Source organism: Bradyrhizobium sp. 190 (assembly GCF_023073415.1).
Taxonomy (GTDB): Bacteria; Pseudomonadota; Alphaproteobacteria; order Rhizobiales; family Xanthobacteraceae; genus Bradyrhizobium.
On record NZ_JADPJL010000047.1, the window covers coordinates 14,172 to 34,967 of the forward strand.

The window sequence follows — 20,796 nt, forward strand, 5'->3', positions numbered from 1 at the left end:
CTCATGCTCAAGGGCATCTGCCGCCTATGCTCCAACACAACCGTAGGAGCAGCAGTAACAATAGTTCTATCTCTCATCATCGCCGTGAACGGATCCCGACGGCTCGGAGCGCAAGTCATCGTGTTCGATCCATCGAACTACAGCCAGAACCTTCTGACTGCCGCAAGAGCGCTTGAGCAAATCAACAACCAAGTCAGGAGCTTGGAAAATCAGGCTCAATCACTTCTCAATCAGGCCAAACACCTTGCCGCTCTCCCAACGAGCGTGGTCGGTCAGCTCGCTTCGACGATCAGTCAGATGAACAGCTTGATTGCTCAGGCGAAGGGCATCTCATTCGATGTTCAGCGGACCCAACAGGATTTTGCCCGATTCTATCCTCGCCAGTATGGAGCGGCCACGTCGTCCAACAAGATGGTGCAGGACGCCACCACACGCTGGGACAATAGCTATGAGGGGCTGCAGCAGGCGCTCACGCTTCAATCGGCGATCGTCAGTACCCTGAGCCAGGATGGCCAGACGCTTCGTACGTTGATGGCAAGCTCATCGGGAGCGATCGGCTCGCTGCAAGCCCAGCAGTCGGGCAATGAATTGCTCGCCCTGCAGATAAAGCAGACATTGCAGACGCAGGCGCTGCTGGCAACCCAGGCACGCGCGGACACGTTGAGAGCGGCCGAGCAGCAGGCTTCCGTTGCGGCCGCCCGGGAGCGCTTCATCCGCTTCATCGGCGATGGCCAAGCCTACGCCGGCCGCAGATAGGAGAGGGCGCCATGGCTGATCTCTCCGTCATCGATCGCTTCACCGAAACCTTCTCGAGGTACATTGACTCGGGCTTTGGCTTTCTGTCCGGCGAAGTCTCGTTCTTGAGTTCGACGCTCGTCGTCATCGATCTCACGCTTGCCGGGCTTGCCTGGAGCGTGCGGGCCGACGACCAGATTCTGGTGACGCTCGCGAAGAAGGTGCTCTATGTTGGCGCGTTCGCCTTCATTATTATCAACTTCAAAAGCCTCGCCGATATCATCTTCAGCTCGTTCTCGAGCCTTGGCCTGAAGGCATCCGGCGGTACCCTTAGTGCCGCCGACCTGACCCGCCCGGGGTTTGTCGCTTCCGCCGGGTTTACTGCGGCGCATCCGCTTCTGGAGGAGACGAGTCAGTTCTCCGGCTTCGATGTGCTGACCAATTTGCCGACGATCCTGATCCTGTTGTTTTGTTGGATCCTGATCGTGCTGGCGTTCTTTGTGCTCTCGGTCCAGCTCTTCGTCACCCTGATCGAGTTCAAGCTGACCACGCTTGCGAGCTTCATTTTGGTGCCGTTCGCGCTCTGGGGCAAAACCGCGTTTCTGGCCGAGAAGACGCTCGGCAACGTCGTCGCCTCCGGCGTGAAGGTGATGGTGCTGGCAATCATCATCGGCATCGGTTCGACCATTTTCGGTCAACTCGCGAGCACCCTTACACGGCCCATCGACATTGCGTCGGCCATGAGCCTTCTGCTTGCGGCCCTGTCTCTATTTGGACTTGGAATCTTTGGTCCGGGCATTGCCGCAGGTCTTGTTTCGGGTGCGCCTCAACTGGGTGCGGGTGCTGCGGCCGGAACACTGGCAGGCGCCGCCGCTGTTGCAATTGGAGGAGGCGCCGCGGCAATGGGCGGCCTTCGCGCCACGGCGAGCGGATCAATGACGGCGGTCCGGTCAGCAGCGTCGTTGGCGGGAACCGGCTCGATAGCTGGCAGCGCAGCACGTGGTTCGGCCGTCGACCAACTGTCGAGTCCAGGCGGTGGTGGTGCAAGCGGTGGAGCGGAGGCATCTTCCGCCCAGCCATCAGCATCAACTGGACGGCAGCGGGCCAGCGAAGCTGCACGGGTTGCCGCCCATACGCTGAAGGATGGTGACAAGGGCGGACATTCGTCGGGTCCGAAGCTGGGGGAGGACTGACACATGGCTAGTCATCCCTTTCAACGTGTTTCTGTTCGATACGGCGAAACGCCAGAACCCGTGACGCCCTATCAGAAAGCGGCCCAGGTTTGGGACGAGCGGTTGGGGTCCGCGCGGGTTCAGGCGAGCAACTGGCGGCTTGCGGCGCTGGCGGCGACCGCTTTGTCCGGCCTGCTTGGATTGACGCTTCTGGTCGTGATCGGTCGCTCGGGAGTCGTTCCTTACGTGGTCGAGGTCGACCGCCTTGGCGAGGTACGTGCCGTTGGCCCGGCGCTTGAAGCGTATCAGCCCTCAGATGCACAGATCGCGCATTTTCTGGCGCGGTTCATTGAAAACGTGCGTTCCTTGTCGATCGATCCCATCATCGTGCGAAGCAACTGGCTGCGGGCCTACGACTTCGTCACCGATCGCGGTGCACTTGCCCTGAACGACTACGCGCGTGAAGCCGACCCGTTCGCGAAAATTGGCTCGAAAACAGTCACGGCCGAAGTCACCTCGGTGGTGCGCGCGTCCAGCGACAGTTTCGAGCTCCGCTGGAAGGAAAATACCTACGAGAACGGCTCGATTGCGAAGACCGAGCGTTTCACCGGGCTCGTGACCACGGTGCTCAAGCCGCCGACAGACGCCGAAACGCTGCGCAAGAATCCCCTCGGACTCTATGTCCATTCCCTCAACTGGTCGCGCGACCTCATTGGAGACGCCAAATGAATTCTGCTGCTACTAGTAAACTTGCGTCGGCCAGCGTCCTCGCCTTGTCGCTCATGCTCGGCGGATGCGCGACCAAGCTCAATCTTGAGGCTCCTTATGACGACATAACCTTTGAGCAAGCGGCCCCAGAAACTGATCCGCCAAAGGCGGTCCAGGTGGTGGAGACGCCAAAGATCCTGCCACTGCCCGGCCAGCTAAAGCCTTATCCGACGAAGGGCGGCAAGGAGGAAAAGCTCCCGCCGGAGCAGGCAATCGCGAAAGCCAACAAGGCGGCGCGGATGGAGCCGACTCGCGCCGGATACATCAATGCCATCCAGGTCTATCCCTGGACGGAGGGAGCCCTCTATCGGCTCTATGCAAGCCCCGAGAAGGTCTCGACCATCGCTCTGCAGCCGGGTGAGGAACTGATCGACGTCTCGACAGGCGATACGGTCCGGTGGGTCGTTGGTGATACCTTGAGCGGGCACGGCGGCGCCCGGCGGGTGCATATCCTGGTCAAGCCCACGCTGCCGGATATCCAGACCAACCTCGTGGTCCTGACGGACCGGCGCGCCTATCACCTGGAGCTTGTCTCTACCAAGCAAACCTATATGGCCTCGATCTCCTGGACCTATCCGACGGATACGCTGGTTGCGCTCCGCAAACAAAACGCATTGGCGGAGGCGAACCAGGAGCGCGTGGCGGATCGCGGGGTACGGCTCGACAGCTTGAACTTCCGTTACCGCATCGAAGGCGACGACCCGCCATGGCGGCCGCTACGCGCGTTCGATGATGGCCGCAAAGTCTACATCCAGATGCCGTTAGGCCTGTCCCAAGGCGAAGCTCCGCCACTGTTTGTTGCGGGCGCCGACGGTCGTCCAAATCTCGTGAACTACCGCGTCCGCGGTTCGTACTACATCGTCGATCGGATGTTTGGCGCCGCCGAGCTCCGCCTTGGGGAAAATCCCCAGCGTATCGTCCGGATCATCCGCATCGACGCGCGGCCGGTGTCGCAGGCCATCGGCTTCGGAGGCGCGTCATGAAGCCTGGACCAGATCAGGATCCGCCGGAGCCGCTGGAGCTGCGGGCACGGCCGCGGCCAATTCGGCGTCTCAACAGGCGCGCCCTCATGATCGGCTGTGCCGTCGCGGCACTGTTCGTTGCGGGGGCGACAATCATTGCGCTTCGGCCGCCTGCGTTCAGACAGGCCGAACGGTCGGAGCTCTACAACACGGATCGGAAGCAAACGGCCGAGGGCCTGAACAAGCTGCCAAAATCCTATGAGGAGTTGCCTCCCTCAACGCCGCGCCTGGGGCCGCCGTCGCCGGGGGATATTGGGCGCGCCTTCGCTGAGAACGAAAAGAAGGCCGGCACAGCGTCATCGGATCCAGGCTTCCGCACCAATCCGGAGGAGGACGCCGAGAGAGCCGAGCGCATCCGCCAGGCGCGCATCGCGCAGCAGGCCAAGGAGTCCGGATTGTTCTTCCGGCTGTCGGAGAAGCAGGACAAGCGAAAACAGGCGAACACTGCCGAGGTGGCAGCCAGTCCGGCCTCCGCATTCCGACCGCCGGCGGCTGATCAGGGACTATCGGCTGAAGAGCTGGCACAGGCGGCCCGGATGATGGTCGATCGCTCCAACGAGATCATTCCATCGTCACAGGCGCGAAAGCTCGCCTTTGTGGGTGCTAAAGCGGATACGGCGACCACCAACCCTCACGGGCTTACGGCGGCGCCTTCCAAATACGCCGTGATGGCGGGATCGATCATTCCAGCGAGCCTCGTCACAGGGCTGAATTCGGACTTGCCCGGTGCCACGATCGGCCAGGTCACCGAGAACGTGTACGACACCGTCACGGGCGAGCATCTCTTGATCCCGCAGGGGACGCGGCTGGTGGGCAAGTACGATAGTGTCATCGCCTTTGGCCAGAAGCGGGCGCTTGTGGTCTGGACGCGGCTGATCCTGCCAAACGGCAACTCGATCGTGATCGAGAACCTTCCGGCTACCGATGTCGCAGGCTATGCCGGGCTCGAGGATGAGGTCGATTTCCACACCTGGCAGATGCTAAAGGGCGTGGCTCTGGCGACGCTGATTGGGGTGGGAACCCAACTGTCAATCGGCAATGACGAAAGCGATCTCGTCAAGGCACTGCGCCAAAGCACTCAGCAAACGACCAATCGGGCGGGGCAGCGCCTGGTGGAGCGACAGCTTGACGTTCAGCCGACGATCACGGTTCGGCCCGGATGGCCGTTGCGGGTGATTGTTTCGAAGGACCTCGTGCTGAAGCCATATCAGGACGTTCAGACAGTGGCGAAGGGCAGGTGACGCATGAAGCTTGCGAAATTGCCTGATCGGACGCCAGTCAAGGTGAATGTCGTGCTGGCGCCGAGCCTTGCGAAGCGGCTGCGCGAATATGCTGATTTCTATGCTGAGACTTACGGAAGCCGGGAGGAGGTGACCGAGCTAATACCGTTCATGCTCGAGGCGTTTCTCGACGGTGATGTAGCTTTCAAGAAAGATAAAAAAAGGGTCGACCCTGCCAAGTCATCATCAAGTGAATGATAGGGGTCAAATTGATCCCACGGAGTTACGATTCAGCGCAGGTCTGCGCGAGTGCGGTCTTTACATGTTCAATGGATAGCTCCAGCGATCTCAAGAGCCCGCGCAGCTCGCTTGTCGATGCTTCCTCCAGATGAAGGTTGTTCGTGCTGACGGTCTCGACAATCAAACTATCTATTGAGGCGACCGAACAAGGGCTCACCAGATCAAAACCGGATGAATCGACGATCCGACTCACCACTTCACCGGAGGGACTAACCGCTGTGACGAAGTCCAATCCGGCTGCGACCTCCCGTTCGAGCACATGAACAGGAACCTCAACACCTGCCAAAATGTAGCCCAATCCCTCAGCTCGATAACCAACACGAAAGTACCGCCCGTCGGGCAGGGAGACCCGGTGGACGAAGGGTTCGACTGATTGGGGGGGCCCATTGGTCATCTGAAAGGATCCTCAACCAAGCCACTATAATACCTAGTATACTAGGTGGAGATCAAGTGACGTTTGGTGCCGTCATGCCGCATGAAGTTGCGGCGGATGGTAGCCAAAAATCTTCGGCGTCTACGACTGAAGAGCGGCCTTTCTCAAGAGGAATTGGCTGATCGCGCGGGCCTGAATCGTAACTACATCGGAATGATTGAGCGCGAGGAAAATGCACCGACCGTTGACGCTCTCGAACAAATTTCGGAAGCGCTCGCGATTGACCCTGTCGTGCTATTTCAGGACCGGTAGCTAGGGGCCATTGCTTCAACCATTCGATGGCCGACGGAGTCGAAGACGGTCGTTCTCGAGATCCGTTATATCTACGAGGCACAGCAGGGTGTCCCCAATCGACTCGGCTGAAAAAGGCCGGATGTCCATTCAGGGACAATAGTATTTTGATCCATCCGAGTAAGACACGTTCCCGTCCGCAAACCTGCGTTTCGCGCGCCAAACTGTGCCGGCCATCTGCATGGCCATTGCTGTATCATCCGATACCGGCGCTTTGTGACCGGTCTGCCCGTAACCGCCATGCGAAACGGTTGCCTTTGGCAAGGCCAGCGCTGCGTGCTTGGTTTCTTTGATGACAAGCGCGAAGCTGTTGAGCGTGATGCCCTGGCAACCTCCGCGATACGCGACTGACATGAGCTTTTGACACCAAAGCAGATTTATCCGAGATGATGCCTGCTGAAGCGGTTTCGCACCAACGCGCCACGTCCTGTGATGTCGCCAGATCCATCCTTCCTGAGGTTCTGGCCGCGAACCGCTTCGCAACCGGTTCATACGCAAGAACGCAACTGTAGTTCCATCTATACTCTCGCACTCGAAACCCAACCCATCAACAAGAGCGTAGAAGGCGTCATATGATCCGTCGTCGTTAGAATATCCGTTAAACACCGCCTGAGGGACCCTCAAACCACATGATGGATTACAATCGCTGGGGACGTCGGTTCTGCATCGCTGTGCTCGTCGTAAGTCTAAAAGCCTGAATCGAACCATGGGTCTCTTGCTCGCGCCCAAGTTTCGACCGCAGTATGCAACGTCGCGATCTCTGCTATGAGCTCCTGATCATTGTGGGTCTGCATGAACTCATCGGCATGCTTGTTGGGACGTCAACTCATATCCCAAGATGGAGTTGATAGCTTTTCAGGCCCAGGTGTTGCTCAGTGAGAACTGCAATAGGGAGCGTTTCACATCGACGTTCTCTACATAGAATGGACTTTACGCCGCGTTTTGGACGCCGATTTCCTCGGTGCATGGGGCAGTATCGCCCGCAACTTTACGCGGCCGCCTTCTTCAAGTGAGAACGCCCACGGCTCATGGGTTTCCGATTTGGCGATTCTGGAGGACAGGCCGGACATGCAATGATGCTTTCCGATCCAAGTTCCACGGAGCCTTCGGTCAAGCTGTCGAGCTGACCGGCGAGTAGGGCAGCGATCTGTTGGTCAAAGGCTTTGTGCGTGACTGCATACATGCCGCCGCGAGCTCCTTCGAAGCCACAATTCCAAGCGGCGAGAGCCTGCCCATACCGCAACGCTCCGCGCAAGCCTTGCGCACCGGCCTGCCGCAGTCCCGTTCGACCTTGCGCGGCAATCTTCGCGATAAGGCCTGCCGTACACCAGTCGCCCGAACCGCAGCTGTCTGTAAGACGTGGTGCAGCAATTGCGCTGAGATGAAGCCAGTTCGAAGCGGATCGCCCTAAACGGTGCCGGTATCTAAGACCTTGCTCACCTAGAGTCTGAATCTCAACCAGCGTTGCCGAACCGTCTTTCATCACACCCTGAACGCCAGCAAGCCGCTGGTCAGAATACTTGACAATATGCGCAAGGCTGACCGCTTCGGCAAAAAGCTTATCGGTTGCTTTGCTCGATGGCTCGAAGATAACCACAGCGCCTCGCTCGGCCGCTTGCGCGGCGAGCGTTAGCGTCGCCCGAGACACACGGTCCAGGAAAAATACTGACGCTCCGGTCAATGCTGGGGTCACTTTTTCAACGGCTTCGATCGTGACAGCCTTAAAGCCCGGTAACCATTGCCCGCATTGCGGGCATGACCAGGAGAACCGATGTTTGGGGCGGCCGTCGCGTCCGCGTCGGATCTCCTGGATAATAATAGGCGTATGTGCTGTCGGGCTGCAATTTGCATAGTCCATATGAACGCCCCACCGCGCCATGTCATCGCGAACACGGACCGACGCTGGATCGCCGTTCAGCCGCGCGATCGGATAGCTGTCCCAGCCGAGATAAGCCAGCGCCGAAAGGACATTACCGCACGTTCCGCCGGCCCATGAGCGAATGGGAGCTTGCGGATCCAAGCCGACGACCACATCGAGCGCAATCAGGCCAGCTCCAAAAGCTTTTGGTCGCACCACAGCAGTCATTTTGCAGTCATTCCCTCTATGAGTAGTACCGGCCGGGGCTGAGGATAGACATCCCCTTCCAACCAAATATGAACAAGATTCGGCGCAGCGATCTCCATGGGAACCGCCGAGCCCAGATCGTAGCCGATCGGCTCAAGATGCGCGACCGGCAAATCGCGCTCAAGCGCCGCCATCAACGCTCCTAAAGCCATAACTTTGCTTCCGAAGGGCGAGAGCACTACGAGTGAGCCGCCTGTCTCGGCGAAAACTGGCTTTCGTAGATCGTCAAGCCGAAGAATGGTTCTGTAGAGATCGACGGGGTCGCTCTCGTCCGCATAGACAATGTTGCGCGTATCAACAGACCAGGCACTTTCCAATTCCGTCAGGTACTCTTCAGCCAGGGCATCGACCATACGGGGATTCATCGCCGGAAATGGAAGAATAGGGCAGGTATCGTGCGGCGCCACGAAATCGTGCAAGCGGCCAAGCGCCCTTCGACGCCCAGCGGCAAGCTGAGGCAGCCAAAGCTTGGCCGCAGTGGCGAAGCCGTCTAGAGTTGAGCCTCCCTTAAAACCGTGCACATAGCCCGGCGAGTCGCTCGGGACCGACCGGATGTCAGCATCGAGCTTTGGATCGTGTGCGACGAAAACATGGAGATTTGCTGGACCCTTCCGGCGCTCGATGCGCTCCAAGAAATAACGGATAATTGGGAAGCTGGTGCCAACCGACAGCGCGCTAATATCGATCACGATGTCCGTGATACTATCGAATTGCAGGCGATTGAGGACCGCGACCACATTTCGGCCGCCGGTGACGGCACCGTCAGCGCCAAAGATGTTCACGGGCACGACTTCGCGATCGGCGATCGCCGCAAGAAGCGCATCGGTGTTCGCGCTCGCACGGTCAATCAAGCCTTGCGCCGCATTTGGACGATTCTCCTGGAAAAACATCGCTCGCACCGACGCTCCCGCTGCTACCAATCGCGAAGCAACAGTCCTCGATCGGGGGTCGAAGCCAGCGCCCGCCACAAACATGACGCGTCGATCTTTCAGAGCGAAGTATTCCGCGACGAACGCGTCAGCTTGCGCGCCGTGATGGGCGATACACGGATCCCAGCGACGGTCCCGCGCCATTCAGTCCTCGCTCAGAAAGCGCAGGAGGTCGTCGGCACGCCGTTCGAGAAAGCCTCCTCGCTTCAAGGTCAGCCCTTGATGAAGCAGAAACACACCCCCCAATTCGATTAGGCACCAGACCCGTTTTTTGGTGCCGTGGTTCGGCACAAGCACGAAAGCGTTGTAAGCTACTCCGAATTGCAGGACGCGCGCCAATTGTGGATGGGTTTCGGGAATCGCCTCGAATTCATCTTGCGGAATGCCGAATGCTGTCGCGCCGCCACCCAGAGAGGCATTACCTTCGAGACTCTTGGCCAGGCACTCGGTTGCGATCCCGTCGGCCATCCGACGGACCTGCTGGTGTTGCGGAAAGTCCCATTCCCGCACCATCTCGCCGGCGCGCTCGCGCAACAGTTTATGCTGAATCCCGCTCTTGAGTGTTGCTGCCTTGGCACGGATAAGTTGAGTTTCCGATTGCGATACGAGGCGCGCAGCCAGCTGTAGAAATTGCTCTGCATTTTCAGAGCTTGCGTCGCAAAGCGCGTCGATGCCGAAATAATACGGCCGATCCTGACGGTGCATCAGGTGAATGCGCGCACCGTCAGCGACGCCTGCGTCAGCCGTAAGTGGCCGGTTTGGTTCAGCATCATCACCGCCTTCTTCGAACAGGCCACGCTGTGGGGTACGCTTGGCGTAGCGCTCGAGCAAAATCGCGAGCATGGCGAGCCTCAAATCCTCGCCATCTTCTTCAGCGCCGGCCAGATAGGTCTCGATCTCTTGTTCTAACCCTCGCCGTCGCTCGGCGGAGACGCCGTAGCGGTGTTGCAAGACCTCCACTTGTTGGGCGAGCTTTTCGCGCTTTCCGGGAGGGATCGTTTCAGGGGCGGTTGCGAGCAAGTCGCCGAGATTATGAAGTCGTCGCCGGTTAAAAACCTCCATTTGACTGAGGTAACGGCCGGCCATGTCCTTCGCCATCTTGCGAAACGCGCGACGCTGGCCAGCGCGATCCTCGCTGCTCTGCATCCAGATGTCTGTGATCTCGCGAGTGTGCTTGAGACCAGGTTCCTCGGGCGCAGAGATCTTATCCAGCAATACGTCTGAGGGCGTCAGCGCGTCCAGACGCGTTAGCACCCATCTGGCGACCTTCATTTCGCGCCGCGTAAGCCACCGACGTAAGGCGGCGAGTTGCGTTGGATGCAGGCTATGGGCATCATCGAAAATGACCAGCGGTCTGAGATGCAATACCTGTTCGCCGTCTGTAACACGAAATGACTCGATCACATCGAACGGCCGATACACGGCAGCAGCTTCGCGGTCGATGTCTACGATATTGGGAGGCATCAACGCAGCCGAGATCTTATAAATTGCAAGCTCGACCTCGCGCGCGCGCTCAAGCAGGACAGGGCCTTGCGTCCCGCCAATCGCGGTGAGCGCGGCATCAGCGTCAGCGCGCGGAATGATTGCCACGCGATCGAGCGACACGCCAGCGGCTTGAATGTTCCGCAGCCAAGTCAGAACGGTCCGCGCCTGCAGCAGCGCTATCATCAGACCCGTCTTGAAATCCTCAGGATACGGGAATTCCCAGAACTCGCGATACTCGGTTTCCAGGGGCAACCTGCCGCCGATCACTGTTGGGCGTTCGTCCTCGATCGCTCCGCAGGCCGTCAAGGTGTCAATCAGCGCCTTATAGGTGTTCAGACCGCGGTTGCGAAGCAAGGTGGTCAGTGTGGAGAACTGAAAGAGCCGAGCAAGAGTGGTTTTTCCGCTGCCCGGCGTTCCGACGATCATCGCAAGCCTGTCATACAGTCGTCCCTCTTTGGCAGGCTTTTGGAAGAAGGTCGCAAGCGGCTCTGGCGTTACGACCGCCAAGAAAGCCTCGTCGTCGCGGAGATATTCGGTCGCTCGTTTCTCGAAAGGATTTGCCATGCCGTCTCTTCTTTAAGCGTGCCGCTGACGGCGACGAAAGAGGGGACGCATCGCCGGCACGGTTGCGCCATCGTGTTCGCCACCGTCGGTTTCGGCCCACAATAGCGCGACCGCGTTGTTGGGCGTGTTGTGCTCAAGCACCAGCGGAAGCGCACATCCGCCATAGCCGAGACCCAGATGGGTAACGCCACCAACCTCAGTATGCTTCGTCTGGATCTTTGGATCATAGTACTTCTGCGTCAGCCGAATGAATTCCGCATGCCGCCCATCAATGTCGATTGGCAAGTTCTCGGGTAGGATCGTGCCAAAGGAAGCGTGGACCTGCTTCGCCCATCCATCGCCATTGAGTGCCGGCAGTGCTTCTTGATGGCGCTGGACAATAGCTTGGGCGGCATCAGCCGAAGCAATATAATGGTGGATGCACAGTTCCCAATCCGGCGCGAGAACCCGATCACCACCCAGCGCCGCTGCCGCACCTTCTATCGACTCGCGGAACTTAATGAGCTTGCCCTTCCACTTCTGCTTTTCCTGGTCATACCGCAGGAACGTGGTCCCGGTACCGGTGAAATCGTCGATCAGATAGACCAAACGAAAGCGCGCTTCAGGATCGCTTAGGTCGGAGCGAAGATTTGCGAGCAGGTCGGCCCATTTGTCCTTGTCAACTTGTGTTGCGAGAACCAGCTGTTCATTGGAGATCAGCCCGACATTGGCATGGCGCACGGTGTCGATCCGCGCGCCGTCGCTCAGACCCATGAACAAAGTCTGCCGCCGAAGCCGCTCAGCTGCCGCGCGCGCATCGGCGTCCGCGAGAACACGGTAAGTCGGGATGCCTCGCTCCGCTGCAACCATGCTGGAAATGCGATCCCGAACGGTCCGGGGATAGAGCTGCTCCACGAGGCGCTGCATTTCGCCGGGACCAATGTAGACGAGTGTATGCCGGACGAAAGCATACGCGGTTTCGCGTTTCGCGGGCGCAAATTGCTGCAGCCAGGTCGCGAGGCTTTCGATAAATCGCATGCCGGCCTGAAAATCACGGTAGCCATCATACTTGAGCCGAGCCATGAGTCGGAGCCATTGGAATTCCTCTCGCGCCCGTTCATCGGGCCAATCCATAATCTGGCCTAGTATCTTGAGACCCAGATCTTGATTCATGTGAGAGCGCCCTCGGCGAAATGGAGGATGCCGTCACGTGCTTCCAGCGATGAGAGATATTCCAACGTGGCCGCAGGCCCGCGTTGTCCCGGCTCCGCCAGGTTCCAGCAGGTGGAGGGATCGACGCTAATCTCGTCAACACCGAGTGCGTAGGGACCGCGCAACAGTTCGTAGTCATTGCCGGGCCAGCGTCCCCGGTCACCGATAGCGAGCACTGGCGCGGTGCCGACCAAATTACGAAGCTGGGTCACGACACTTAGCTTCGAGACGCCGGCGGCGACGATGTCGACCGAATGACTCGACCTAGTGACCGTGACATCGGCCGTGCCAGTCATGATGATGACCTGCCGCGCCAAGTCCCAAAGCCGGCTTTCGGGCATGACACGGGTACCTTCCAGCGTAATTTGATAGCGACGCTCGGTTTGCCGCGCGAGTTGCGCGAGTTCAGGCTGATTGCGCAGCGCTGCGGCGAGCGGCGCAAGCGCCGCGCATGTGCCCTCCGAACCATCGGGGGCGTCGTCGTCGTTCAACAGTGCGATTTCGGCTCCATTGTAATAGCCGACCAGAATTCTATCCCAAAGCGTCTTCGGGATCCGAGCCCGGAGGTCTCGGCGCACCGATGCGCCGCGGCCGGTCGCTATAGCGACCCAAATACCCGCCGCCGCTATCCGTTCTAGCTGGGCGCTCATCGGCTGGGGGGCTGGTATGAACCGGTCGCGAGTGTCAACGACGGTGCCATCGTAATCGAGAACGACGCCAGCAAACGCTGCCGCGCGAAGTCCATCGCGGAAACTGTCGAGCGCGAGCCGCCATCGATCGAGTTCCCCGGCGGCCGTCATATGCGCGGGAGCGACGCCAGCCTTGCGCGCTATGGCTGCGGCGTCTCGCGGCGAGAGCCCGTTGAGGTTTCTCCCGCGCGCTGCACGAGGAAGCGGCAAGTTGTAAAGCTTGCGGCCAAAATCAGGCACGCCTGGTCGGCCCGGGTCGATGCCGCGCGCGCTACCGGCCCAGCCGCTGACACGGAAGGCTGCAACAAGAGCTGACAAGGCGGTAGCACAGGCTTGTCCAGAAAAGCTCAAATGTGCCTGAGTGATCTCCCGCGGGATCAATGCCAGCGTGCGCTCGGCTAAGGATCGGTCGGCATCGGTGATGAGAGCAAGGACCCCGCTCATCTCGCCTCGCTTTGCCAGCCAATGATGGCGGCCATGAGCAAAGTTGCGATAATCGGCGAGCTGCAAATTTCCGAGCGCGGCTTCTGTGAACTTCGACTCCAGATCAATTGCGCCAATGCGGGTCGAGGGGCCATAAAGGACAAGCGTCGTCGGCCGCGACCATAGCGGCTTGGTCTCGTCTTCCCAGGCTTCAGCTACACTCGAACCCTCGGTTAGGAGCAGGCGCAGACTCGTCATGGCATCGACCCACTCAGCTTCGCACCCGAATTCGGCTGCGTACGCCCGGGCAAGAAGCGCCGAAAAACCGAGCAGCGAGTTCGTAGCAAGGAAACCATCCTTGCCGGCTGGCGGCGGGTAGATAAGCAGGTCCACGAAAGGGTGCGCGCGGCAGAGTTCGGCCAGCGGGCTATCCTCGCGCCCGCACAAGACAGCTAGCTGCCGCGGTTCACGTTCGATAAGCGCCTTGGCGGCTGCGACGATGTCAACGTTGCCGCCGCTGGCGCTCAGCAGCCAAGTGCTGACTGTATGTTCGAGCGGTTCTTCGACGGCTTCCAGAGGTGTGGAAACGGCCGCCATCCGGGCCGTGAAGCGTTGGTGGAAATTTGCAAGCGCGTGGGCGGCTGTAAGGGAGCCGCCGGACCCGACGGCGCGCAAGGCGGACAGTCCAGCAGTCCGGACCGCTTTCCGCAGTCGTTTGATATCGGTTGACGCCGCCCATTCAAAGGTTTCGGCCAGCTTTGTCATTTCACTTGCGTACGGGCGCGCCATAGCCTTCCAGAACCTTCCATGGCCTGTTTTGAGCAGACTCTGCGTGAACAAAACGGGAACATACCATATGGCGACTCGCCTATACAACATGCAACTTAGCACAGGTCCGAAGAATGTAGTCTTCTTCGGACATTGACACGTCCGAAATATCCGCAATTCTTCGGACGTGCCCGATTCACGCAGCTCTGACATTCGCTCGCGTTTGCTCCAGCGCATCCAATCCAGCGGAGATACCGTATGGACGCCGGCGGACTTTGCGGACCTTGGTGGACGTGCCGCGGTAGACAAATCATTGCAACGACTCGCCGCCGCTGGAGAACTGCGTCGAATTGAGCGTGGCCTATATGATTGTCCGCACCGAACTCGAGTGGTTGGAAGCGATACGGTTCCTGATTATCGCGCCGTGATCCGCGCCGTAACCCGCCGCGATCAGGCCCGCTTTGTTGTTGATGGCATGACCGCTGCCAACGATCTCGGACTGACTACGGCCCTGCCATCCCGGATCGAAGTGCTGGTTGATACACGTCTCAAGCCAATCAAACTAGGCGCCCGCGAAATCCGGTTCAAGTCGGCGGCGCCCAAACGTCTCTTCTGGGCGGGTCGCCCCGCCATGCTCGTGGTCCAAGCGCTTCATTGGATGCAGGACGCCTTGGCTAATGCAGAGGAGCACGAGCGTGTGGTGGCGCATCTTCGTCGTCTCTTCGCCGACCCCGAAAATGGACCTGCGCTCTGCGACGACCTGCGCCACGGTTTCTCGGCGTTGCCCATTTGGATGCAGAACTTCCTGCGCGACTTGATTTCACCGGGTACTGCCGAAACCCGGTGAGATACCGTTATCTCACAACGGTGTGAGCGGTGCAGTATGGGGCGTGAAAATCGGCGAGTTCCGCAAGGAACGTTGGCCTGGTATATCAATGTGGAGGGCGGCGTCTCGCCTGCTCGGAGCTCGGCTAATCTTTTACGAGCGAGCCAATGAGTGCCCGCAATTTATCCTGCGGCGTTCCCTTCCCATTGAGAAATACTTCAAGCTCGATATGATGAGTGTCGCGCTTATAGCCATTGTCGTGGCGCAAAGACGTTTCGTGCAAAACCGCGACGGCGCCGGTATCGCGGTCTAGGATGAGCGAAAACCACTGCTCATCTCCCATGCCCTTTTCACTATGGAAAAACTCTAGGCTCTTAAATGCCATGTCGAATCCAGTTTTTTGCCGTGCGCGGTATTGAAATAGGAGCTGCGACCGCGCCGTCAACCTTTTCGAACTGAGATGCGGCCTGGCACGGCGTAGCCGATCGTGTCAGCAGTCGCCCAAAACTTCAAACGAGTCCGCCGCCTCCGATTTCGGAGATAGACTCGCGCATATCGCCGACGGACATGGCATCGCGTCCCTTTGGGAACGGAGGCTGCGAATTTTGTTGCGATCAAAGCAGATAAATAACGACTCTGGCGGACCTGACGCGATCATCTTTTCGGCGGGGCTCAGCGGCACAGGGTTCTTCGCTCGGATCCGAACAGGCACATGGAGGGGTCTGCCCTCGTCGTCCATGGTTGCAGAGTAAAGGGGGGCTACCGACGACTGTCTGAAGTCGTTGGGCTTTCGCTTTTGTGTCCCACGGCATGACCGGTCCCATCAGAAGGCCGGGGAGGCGGCAGCGCAAAACCTTCAGCATTTCCAGTGCCTCGGCTTGGCGGATGTTATAGCGGGAAGTCGTCGCAACCGAGCTAGGCTGCGAGGTAGTGATATCAGCGCTCTCGCTCTTGGTGACGTTGATGCCCCAGAGCTTCGCAAGCCGGTGAATCTCGTAGTCGTTCTCTGCGGTGATTGTGATTGTGCGCTTAGTCTTATTCGGCATTCGTTGTGTGTGTCTTTGTTGGTTATCTTCAGGCCCATCTGCTTCGCCTTGAAGTCGCGGGCAGCGCGGGCGTCCATCACAAACTGCCAGAGAGGCACGCCGGCCTCCATGTGGGCGGCGAAGGTTTCCCGCGTCTTCCGCAGCCTGATACAGAGCCGCCAGTTTGGCGGCGCACGCATCATGGGTAGTGTTCGCGTCCACTAGAACAGGGTCTCGTCGTCGATGGAGCGCCGGTCTGCGCGACGGCGGCATCGATCGCCTTGCTATTCAGCGCCTGATCTGCCGGCGACTGCCGAATGACGTCCTTCATCTTCTCGCTAAGGCCGTCGGATACGGACCGGTCGATCTCGTTGACGCCGATTCCTCGTTCTGTTGTTCCGCTTTCCTGGACGACTTTTCCAAATTTTGGAGCGCCGACGAATTACACTTGCTGCGTCGGGCAAAAAAGTAGTTCATATAGATCGTCTCCTTCGTCCCGCATAACTCGTTGTTCTGATAGCGGAAAATGCCGCTGTACGGGCCGCTTCGTTGCTTATCGTTGGGGGTGGATGAAATAACCATTGGTGTCGGATGAATCGTCAAATGGGATTTGCAAACGTGCAAAACCGATGGCGGTAGGTTGATGCGTTGTTTGCGGTTGACGGGCTCTGCCAGACTTAGGTGGTTTGGGATTTGGAGGTTGCCGTGAAGAAGGCGGTTACAAGACGAAGGGACGAAGGGCCCACTAGACCAAAGCTGATTATCGGCTTGGCCAACGTGCTCGCTCAGTCGGAAACCGTGTCCAGGGCGTTCGGCCCTGGGTGGGATTCATCTTCGTGCTCGCCACAGTTCTAGCGGCGGCGGCGGTCAGTGTAACGAGCTTGTTCCTGTTGGCAAAGGGTGTAGGGCGCGTCCTGGGAGTGTGAACCAGCAAAGCCTGATAGGTTGTGCGGGTGATTTGCTGCAGCTCGTGGATCAACCGATGGCCAAACCAAAAGACGTGAACCTCCAGGACTTTTTCATGAACAGCAATCTGGCTGTTCCCAAAACTCCTCCATGGATTCACAGCACGGCCTCAAGCCGGCTCATTCCGATCCTAAGGGAAGAAAAGCTCCTCGCCGTCAAGTGCAACGTCTTCAAGGGCGAAAAGCTTTGTTACCTCTTCGTCGGCCGCGCGGCCTATAAGGGCAAGGACGCGCTGAACCCCGAACCGTGGCAGCTGCCGTCCGTGTTTGTTATGAGGTTCAATACCCCACCGCCACTGAAGCGGATACACCCCTTCGACACAGGGGCTTTCAACAGGGGACGGATGCCCGACTACCTAACGACGTTCAAATTGGATGATTTCAATGTCGGTACCGATCAGGACCAGATTGGAAGGCTGATTTCTCTCTATTTCGAAACACCGCGGCGGTACGTCGACCGGGACGCTAACGACCAAAAGAAGCTGAAAGACGAGCATTTGCTCACCATGAGCCATGCCAAGGTTCTGGCAGTGGCGAAGCTGTACAAGGAAGGCTCGACCAAAAACTATGACGACCGGGCGGCGGCTATCGAGCTTCAGGTCGAAGAGGACATTCCGCTCAAGAAGGAAAACCTGCTGGGTGTCGTCATTCCGGAAGAATACACGCGGACGCCTGGCGTCAGACAATCCCTGAAGGACCTGACCAATGTGGTCGAAACCTATCGGCTGTTGCCACTGAACATCAGCCAACATTACGGCCTGATCTATGAGTGCGTGGAGCAGGTCTACAAGCGGGCAGGCATCAACCTTTGACTCCCGACGATCTGTTAGTCTGCGCTGCGATTCGACTATCGCCGGTCGACTCGATTGGCGTGCCCGTCTTCTTGGCTGGCAATTCGATGTACCTTCCAGAAATGGATGCTGACTTCAATATCAGCGCCTTCCTGCACTTCGAGAACGCAGACGGTTACGAGCTGACCTCCCTGATTCCCGATGCCTACGGGCAGCGGATGTTCCGCATCGGAGATCCTGCGCCCATTATCTTCTGGGTGGACCAGGCGCCGTACATCGTGGAGGGCGACGCGGAGAAGGCGAAGCTGGATGAAATCTTCGGCATCAGGGCGCGGACCCATCCCGTTCTGAAAGACCTCGGCGGGATGTTGCACGACGCCCGTACAGGAGTTTTCAAGCGCCAGCAGGAGGAGTGGCTGGCCAAGGAACTGGAGGTGTCTTACGGCGACGTATTCCTGGAGGCGCCGAGCCGGACGAAGTACTGGATACACCGCTACCGGGTGGCCCTCGAAAACGCCCGCCAGCTCACACAACCACCGCATCCGATCGATGTGCGCCTGCGACGGGCGTCCACGGAATGGCTGCAGAAGTTCGCCACCAAGGCTGAACTGCCGATGATAGCGTCACTGCTGGGTGAGGCCTCGCAAGGCATTTACTCGCTCCGCCAAATCACTGAAATCATGTTTGCCTATCTCAGCAATAAGCTTTCGACCGCGCGCTCCGCCGAGATCAACAAAATCGCCGCTGACGAGACCATCAGGGCTCTGTTCGCTCACGGCATGCATGAGTACTACATCAAGAACGGGTGGCCCAACGCGCCGTTCAACTACGCCAAGTTGGACTTCGTCGAAGTAATGAAACAGCGATTGGCACAGGGAAAGGAAAGCGGGACGTGGGAGGTGGCCCGCCAGCTCTCGAAGGTCCTGTTTGGCGACAGGGACGCCCCGACGGAAGTGGATGATGTGGCGCTGATGTACATCAGGCCGATCCTGGGGACCTATAAGAGCCTGCTGGGTGAGGCAGAGAGTAGGTACGCCTACAACGGCATGAAGTTTACCAGTGAGGGGCTGCTGGGCCACTCAAGGGCAATTGTCGATTGCTTCGATCGCGTTCAGGAACTGGGCTGCATTATGAACGGCGACGACCGCAAGAACGGCTCGATGATGGATGGCCGTTTCCAGGTCGATCAGTATCAGGTCAAATGGTATCGGGAATACTTGGAAAGCTGAGGCGCACTTAGTGGGCGATACCAGAAACTCTTAAGATTAGATATGCGAAGCCACACATGAGGCCGTAAAGGTCAAGCCGCTCATATCGGTTCTCCAACAGTCGGTCAACGAACAGGACGTAGCTCTTGCCCGCGGTCCTCAACTTCCCCCTCACGGCCAGCGATATCGCATAAGCGAAGAATTGCACCTGCTGATGCTCGAGGCGTTCAATGCCACGAATTCCATGCAGCTAGAACAGGCCGACTCCTCGTCGCCCATCAAACCATCAACCGCTGAAGATTGACCACTCTAAGTTCTGTCAGGCGCTGAAAGACGGAAGTCGCCTCCAATATGGAGGTAGCCGTCCGGTTGCACGGCGCGCTCGGCTTTGAGTACGGAGCCCACGCCCATAAGCTGAAGGCAGTCAAATACAAGTACGGCAAGCGGCTCAAGGAGATCGCCGGAGAACTGAAGTTAAATCCGCACTTCCGCCAGTGCCTTACCATGCTCGTTCTTCGTAAGCGCTTGGATGAATTCTTCCAGCGATGGCTGCGGCTCAGTTTGTAGCTTATGAAGCTCTTCGGGCTTCAGTTTAGTGTAGCGGCGCAGCGTACGCCAATCCTTATGACCGGTAACTAAAGCAACCTTTTCGATCGATAGCCCGGCCTCGAAGAGCCGGCTAGTGCCTTCGTGCCGCAGATCGTGAAAATGCAGATCCTCGATCTTCAACTCGTCGCAGGCTCGCGTGAAGGCCGCGCTCACTGAGCGATGGTTGTAAGGGAATACACGACCCAAGCCCCGAGTGATGATGCGCTGCTGGAGCATGATCTCCCACGCATCGTAGCCGGTCAGATTGAGAAGCGGGACCTTCTGATCGTTGCCATCCTTGGCCCGAGGATCCTTGCGGTCGCGAATGATCAGGAGCCGCTTTTGCATATCGACGCGGGCCAGTCGGGCCGGCAAATCTCTTCCTGCCGCATGGTCGTCGCCACAGCGTACCGAACGATGCGGCCCATCGGGATGAACTGCCGACGATTGGTTTCGAAGTATTCAATGAGCTCATCGAGCTCATCTTGGGTTGGCCGTCGGTCTCGCTCCTCCGAATTACCAACGAGTCCCAAATGCTTCATTGCAAAGCGTGCTAATCGAACCTCTTCAGCCGAGATCTCAACCGCGCACGGCGGCAGCATGTGTGGCGACAGTTCTGATGAATGAGAAGTCGATCGCCAGCGTGGCCGGCCCGGCACCTTGCTTCGCCCGCTTTCGACCGAATTCGATCAGTCGCTCACGATTGAGCTGGGACAACTTCACTGCCCCCAAGGACGCTTTCAGCGCATCTAAGACGGCCGCCTTGGAAGGTCGGGGAGGGCGGCCGACCTCGTGCATATCTTCGACGTGCAGATCGATGATGTCGCCGAACGTACGGACCTGTGCCGCAGCCTTCGGTTTCGGTGATCCACGGCGGTCAATGTTGCGCTCCATATTGAGCGCCCAACTTCGCCGTCCTTGCGCCGGCGGAAGGTCTCTGACACGTAGCGGTTCTTGCGGCGGACTTGGACGCGCCAGTTCCGGAGGGCAACTGAGTGAAGCTGGCCATGGCCGTGTGCACTCCCCAATTCGTGTGCGCTACGTGTGCACCGAGAGGTCAAAACGGGTACAAACGTGTGCAATTTCGGCTAGTTTGAGTGCACACGTTCGTGTTTCATCCTATTGAGAGCATAGGGTGAATCATTGAAATCGCAACACTATCGCTTTTCTGTGGCTCCGATGATGAATTGGACGCACGCCTCTTCGCCATGGCAGATTGGGGCGTGCCGGCGGCCTCCCAAACGCCTATCAACGAACGTGGCGCGAACAAATCACGAT

19 protein-coding genes are annotated in these 20,796 nt (G+C 58.6%); 10 read left to right on the forward strand and 9 right to left on the reverse strand.

The features are described 5' to 3' along the window. Positions 1 to 3: 3 nt before the first annotated feature. The 6 genes from trbJ to IVB22_RS24500 are packed head-to-tail and all read left to right on the forward strand — an operon-like array spanning position 4 to position 5,175. Complete coding sequence (trbJ, locus tag IVB22_RS24475; protein WP_247519816.1) at positions 4 to 756, forward strand: P-type conjugative transfer protein TrbJ; 753 nt, start codon at positions 4 to 6, stop codon at positions 754 to 756. An 11-nt stretch (positions 757 to 767) separates the two neighbouring features. Continuing rightward, entirely contained in the window at positions 768 to 1,928 is a 1,161-nt protein-coding gene (gene trbL / locus IVB22_RS24480; protein ID WP_247519817.1) for a P-type conjugative transfer protein TrbL, read from the forward strand. A 3-nt stretch (positions 1,929 to 1,931) separates the two neighbouring features. Further along, complete coding sequence (gene trbF, locus IVB22_RS24485; RefSeq protein WP_247519818.1) at positions 1,932 to 2,636, forward strand: conjugal transfer protein TrbF; 705 nt, start codon at positions 1,932 to 1,934, stop codon at positions 2,634 to 2,636. Then, positions 2,633 to 3,658 (forward strand): P-type conjugative transfer protein TrbG, encoded by a 1,026-nt coding sequence (gene trbG / locus IVB22_RS24490; RefSeq protein ID WP_247519819.1) that lies wholly within the window; start codon positions 2,633 to 2,635, stop codon positions 3,656 to 3,658. Before trbF ends, trbG begins: the two co-directional genes overlap by 4 nt. Further along, positions 3,655 to 4,938: a TrbI/VirB10 family protein gene (locus IVB22_RS24495; RefSeq protein ID WP_247519820.1), complete on the forward strand. Its 1,284-nt coding sequence runs from the start codon at positions 3,655 to 3,657 to the stop codon at positions 4,936 to 4,938. Before trbG ends, IVB22_RS24495 begins: the two co-directional genes overlap by 4 nt. 3 nt (positions 4,939 to 4,941) lie before the next feature. Beyond that, positions 4,942 to 5,175 carry a DUF2274 domain-containing protein gene (locus tag IVB22_RS24500; RefSeq protein ID WP_247519821.1) on the forward strand — a complete coding sequence of 78 codons (234 nt, stop codon included), beginning with the start codon at positions 4,942 to 4,944 and terminating at the stop codon, positions 5,173 to 5,175. A gap of 25 nt (positions 5,176 to 5,200) precedes the next feature. On the opposite strand, the gene IVB22_RS24505 is transcribed toward IVB22_RS24500, so the two are convergent. Further along, entirely contained in the window at positions 5,201 to 5,611 is a 411-nt protein-coding gene (locus IVB22_RS24505; RefSeq protein ID WP_247519822.1) for a hypothetical protein, read from the reverse strand. A gap of 96 nt (positions 5,612 to 5,707) precedes the next feature. Here IVB22_RS24505 and IVB22_RS24510 point away from each other — a divergent pair, with 96 nt between their 5' ends. Continuing rightward, positions 5,708 to 5,902, forward strand: a complete 195-nt coding sequence (locus IVB22_RS24510; protein ID WP_308200451.1) for a helix-turn-helix transcriptional regulator — start codon at positions 5,708 to 5,710, stop codon at positions 5,900 to 5,902. Between the two features lie 1,027 nt (positions 5,903 to 6,929). On the opposite strand, the gene IVB22_RS24515 is transcribed toward IVB22_RS24510, so the two are convergent. Genes IVB22_RS24515 through IVB22_RS24535 form a run of 5 tightly spaced genes read right to left on the reverse strand, consistent with a single transcriptional unit; the run spans position 6,930 to position 14,112 of the window. Next, positions 6,930 to 8,027, reverse strand: coding sequence for a PfkB family carbohydrate kinase (locus IVB22_RS24515; protein WP_247519824.1), 1,098 nt, complete (start codon positions 8,025 to 8,027; stop codon positions 6,930 to 6,932). After that, a complete protein-coding gene (locus IVB22_RS24520; protein WP_247519825.1) occupies positions 8,024 to 9,139 on the reverse strand; it encodes a hypothetical protein in 1,116 nt (371 codons plus the stop codon). The genes IVB22_RS24515 and IVB22_RS24520 overlap by 4 nt, the downstream gene beginning before the upstream one ends. Then, the gene (locus IVB22_RS24525; protein ID WP_247519826.1) at positions 9,140 to 11,044 is read right to left on the reverse strand and encodes a hypothetical protein; all 1,905 of its coding nucleotides are present in this window, start codon (positions 11,042 to 11,044) and stop codon (positions 9,140 to 9,142) included. A 12-nt stretch (positions 11,045 to 11,056) separates the two neighbouring features. After that, positions 11,057 to 12,196: a hypothetical protein gene (locus IVB22_RS24530; RefSeq protein ID WP_247519827.1), complete on the reverse strand. Its 1,140-nt coding sequence runs from the start codon at positions 12,194 to 12,196 to the stop codon at positions 11,057 to 11,059. Further along, the gene (locus tag IVB22_RS24535; protein ID WP_247519828.1) at positions 12,193 to 14,112 is read right to left on the reverse strand and encodes a sucrose-6-phosphate hydrolase; all 1,920 of its coding nucleotides are present in this window, start codon (positions 14,110 to 14,112) and stop codon (positions 12,193 to 12,195) included. Before IVB22_RS24535 ends, IVB22_RS24530 begins: the two co-directional genes overlap by 4 nt. A 190-nt stretch (positions 14,113 to 14,302) precedes the next feature. On the opposite strand from IVB22_RS24535, the gene IVB22_RS24540 reads away from it, so the two are divergent. Continuing rightward, positions 14,303 to 14,962 (forward strand): DUF6088 family protein, encoded by a 660-nt coding sequence (locus IVB22_RS24540; RefSeq protein WP_247519829.1) that lies wholly within the window; start codon positions 14,303 to 14,305, stop codon positions 14,960 to 14,962. A gap of 124 nt (positions 14,963 to 15,086) precedes the next feature. On the opposite strand, the gene IVB22_RS24545 is transcribed toward IVB22_RS24540, so the two are convergent. Beyond that, complete coding sequence (locus IVB22_RS24545; RefSeq protein ID WP_247519830.1) at positions 15,087 to 15,326, reverse strand: hypothetical protein; 240 nt, start codon at positions 15,324 to 15,326, stop codon at positions 15,087 to 15,089. A gap of 1,622 nt (positions 15,327 to 16,948) precedes the next feature. Between IVB22_RS24545 and IVB22_RS24550 the strand changes: the two genes are divergently transcribed. After that, positions 16,949 to 17,743, forward strand: a complete 795-nt coding sequence (locus IVB22_RS24550; RefSeq protein ID WP_247519831.1) for a hypothetical protein — start codon at positions 16,949 to 16,951, stop codon at positions 17,741 to 17,743. Beyond that, positions 17,740 to 18,951 (forward strand): hypothetical protein, encoded by a 1,212-nt coding sequence (locus IVB22_RS24555; RefSeq protein WP_247519832.1) that lies wholly within the window; start codon positions 17,740 to 17,742, stop codon positions 18,949 to 18,951. The genes IVB22_RS24550 and IVB22_RS24555 overlap by 4 nt, the downstream gene beginning before the upstream one ends. Positions 18,952 to 19,404: 453 nt before the next feature. Here the strand turns inward: IVB22_RS24555 and IVB22_RS24560 are convergent, their stop codons facing one another. Then, on the reverse strand, positions 19,405 to 19,893 hold the full coding sequence (locus IVB22_RS24560; RefSeq protein WP_247519833.1) for a tyrosine-type recombinase/integrase: 489 nt from the start codon (positions 19,891 to 19,893) through the stop codon (positions 19,405 to 19,407). Positions 19,894 to 20,097: 204 nt separating this feature from the next. Continuing rightward, positions 20,098 to 20,412, reverse strand: a complete 315-nt coding sequence (locus IVB22_RS24565; protein WP_247519834.1) for a hypothetical protein — start codon at positions 20,410 to 20,412, stop codon at positions 20,098 to 20,100. Positions 20,413 to 20,796: the final 384 nt, after the last annotated feature.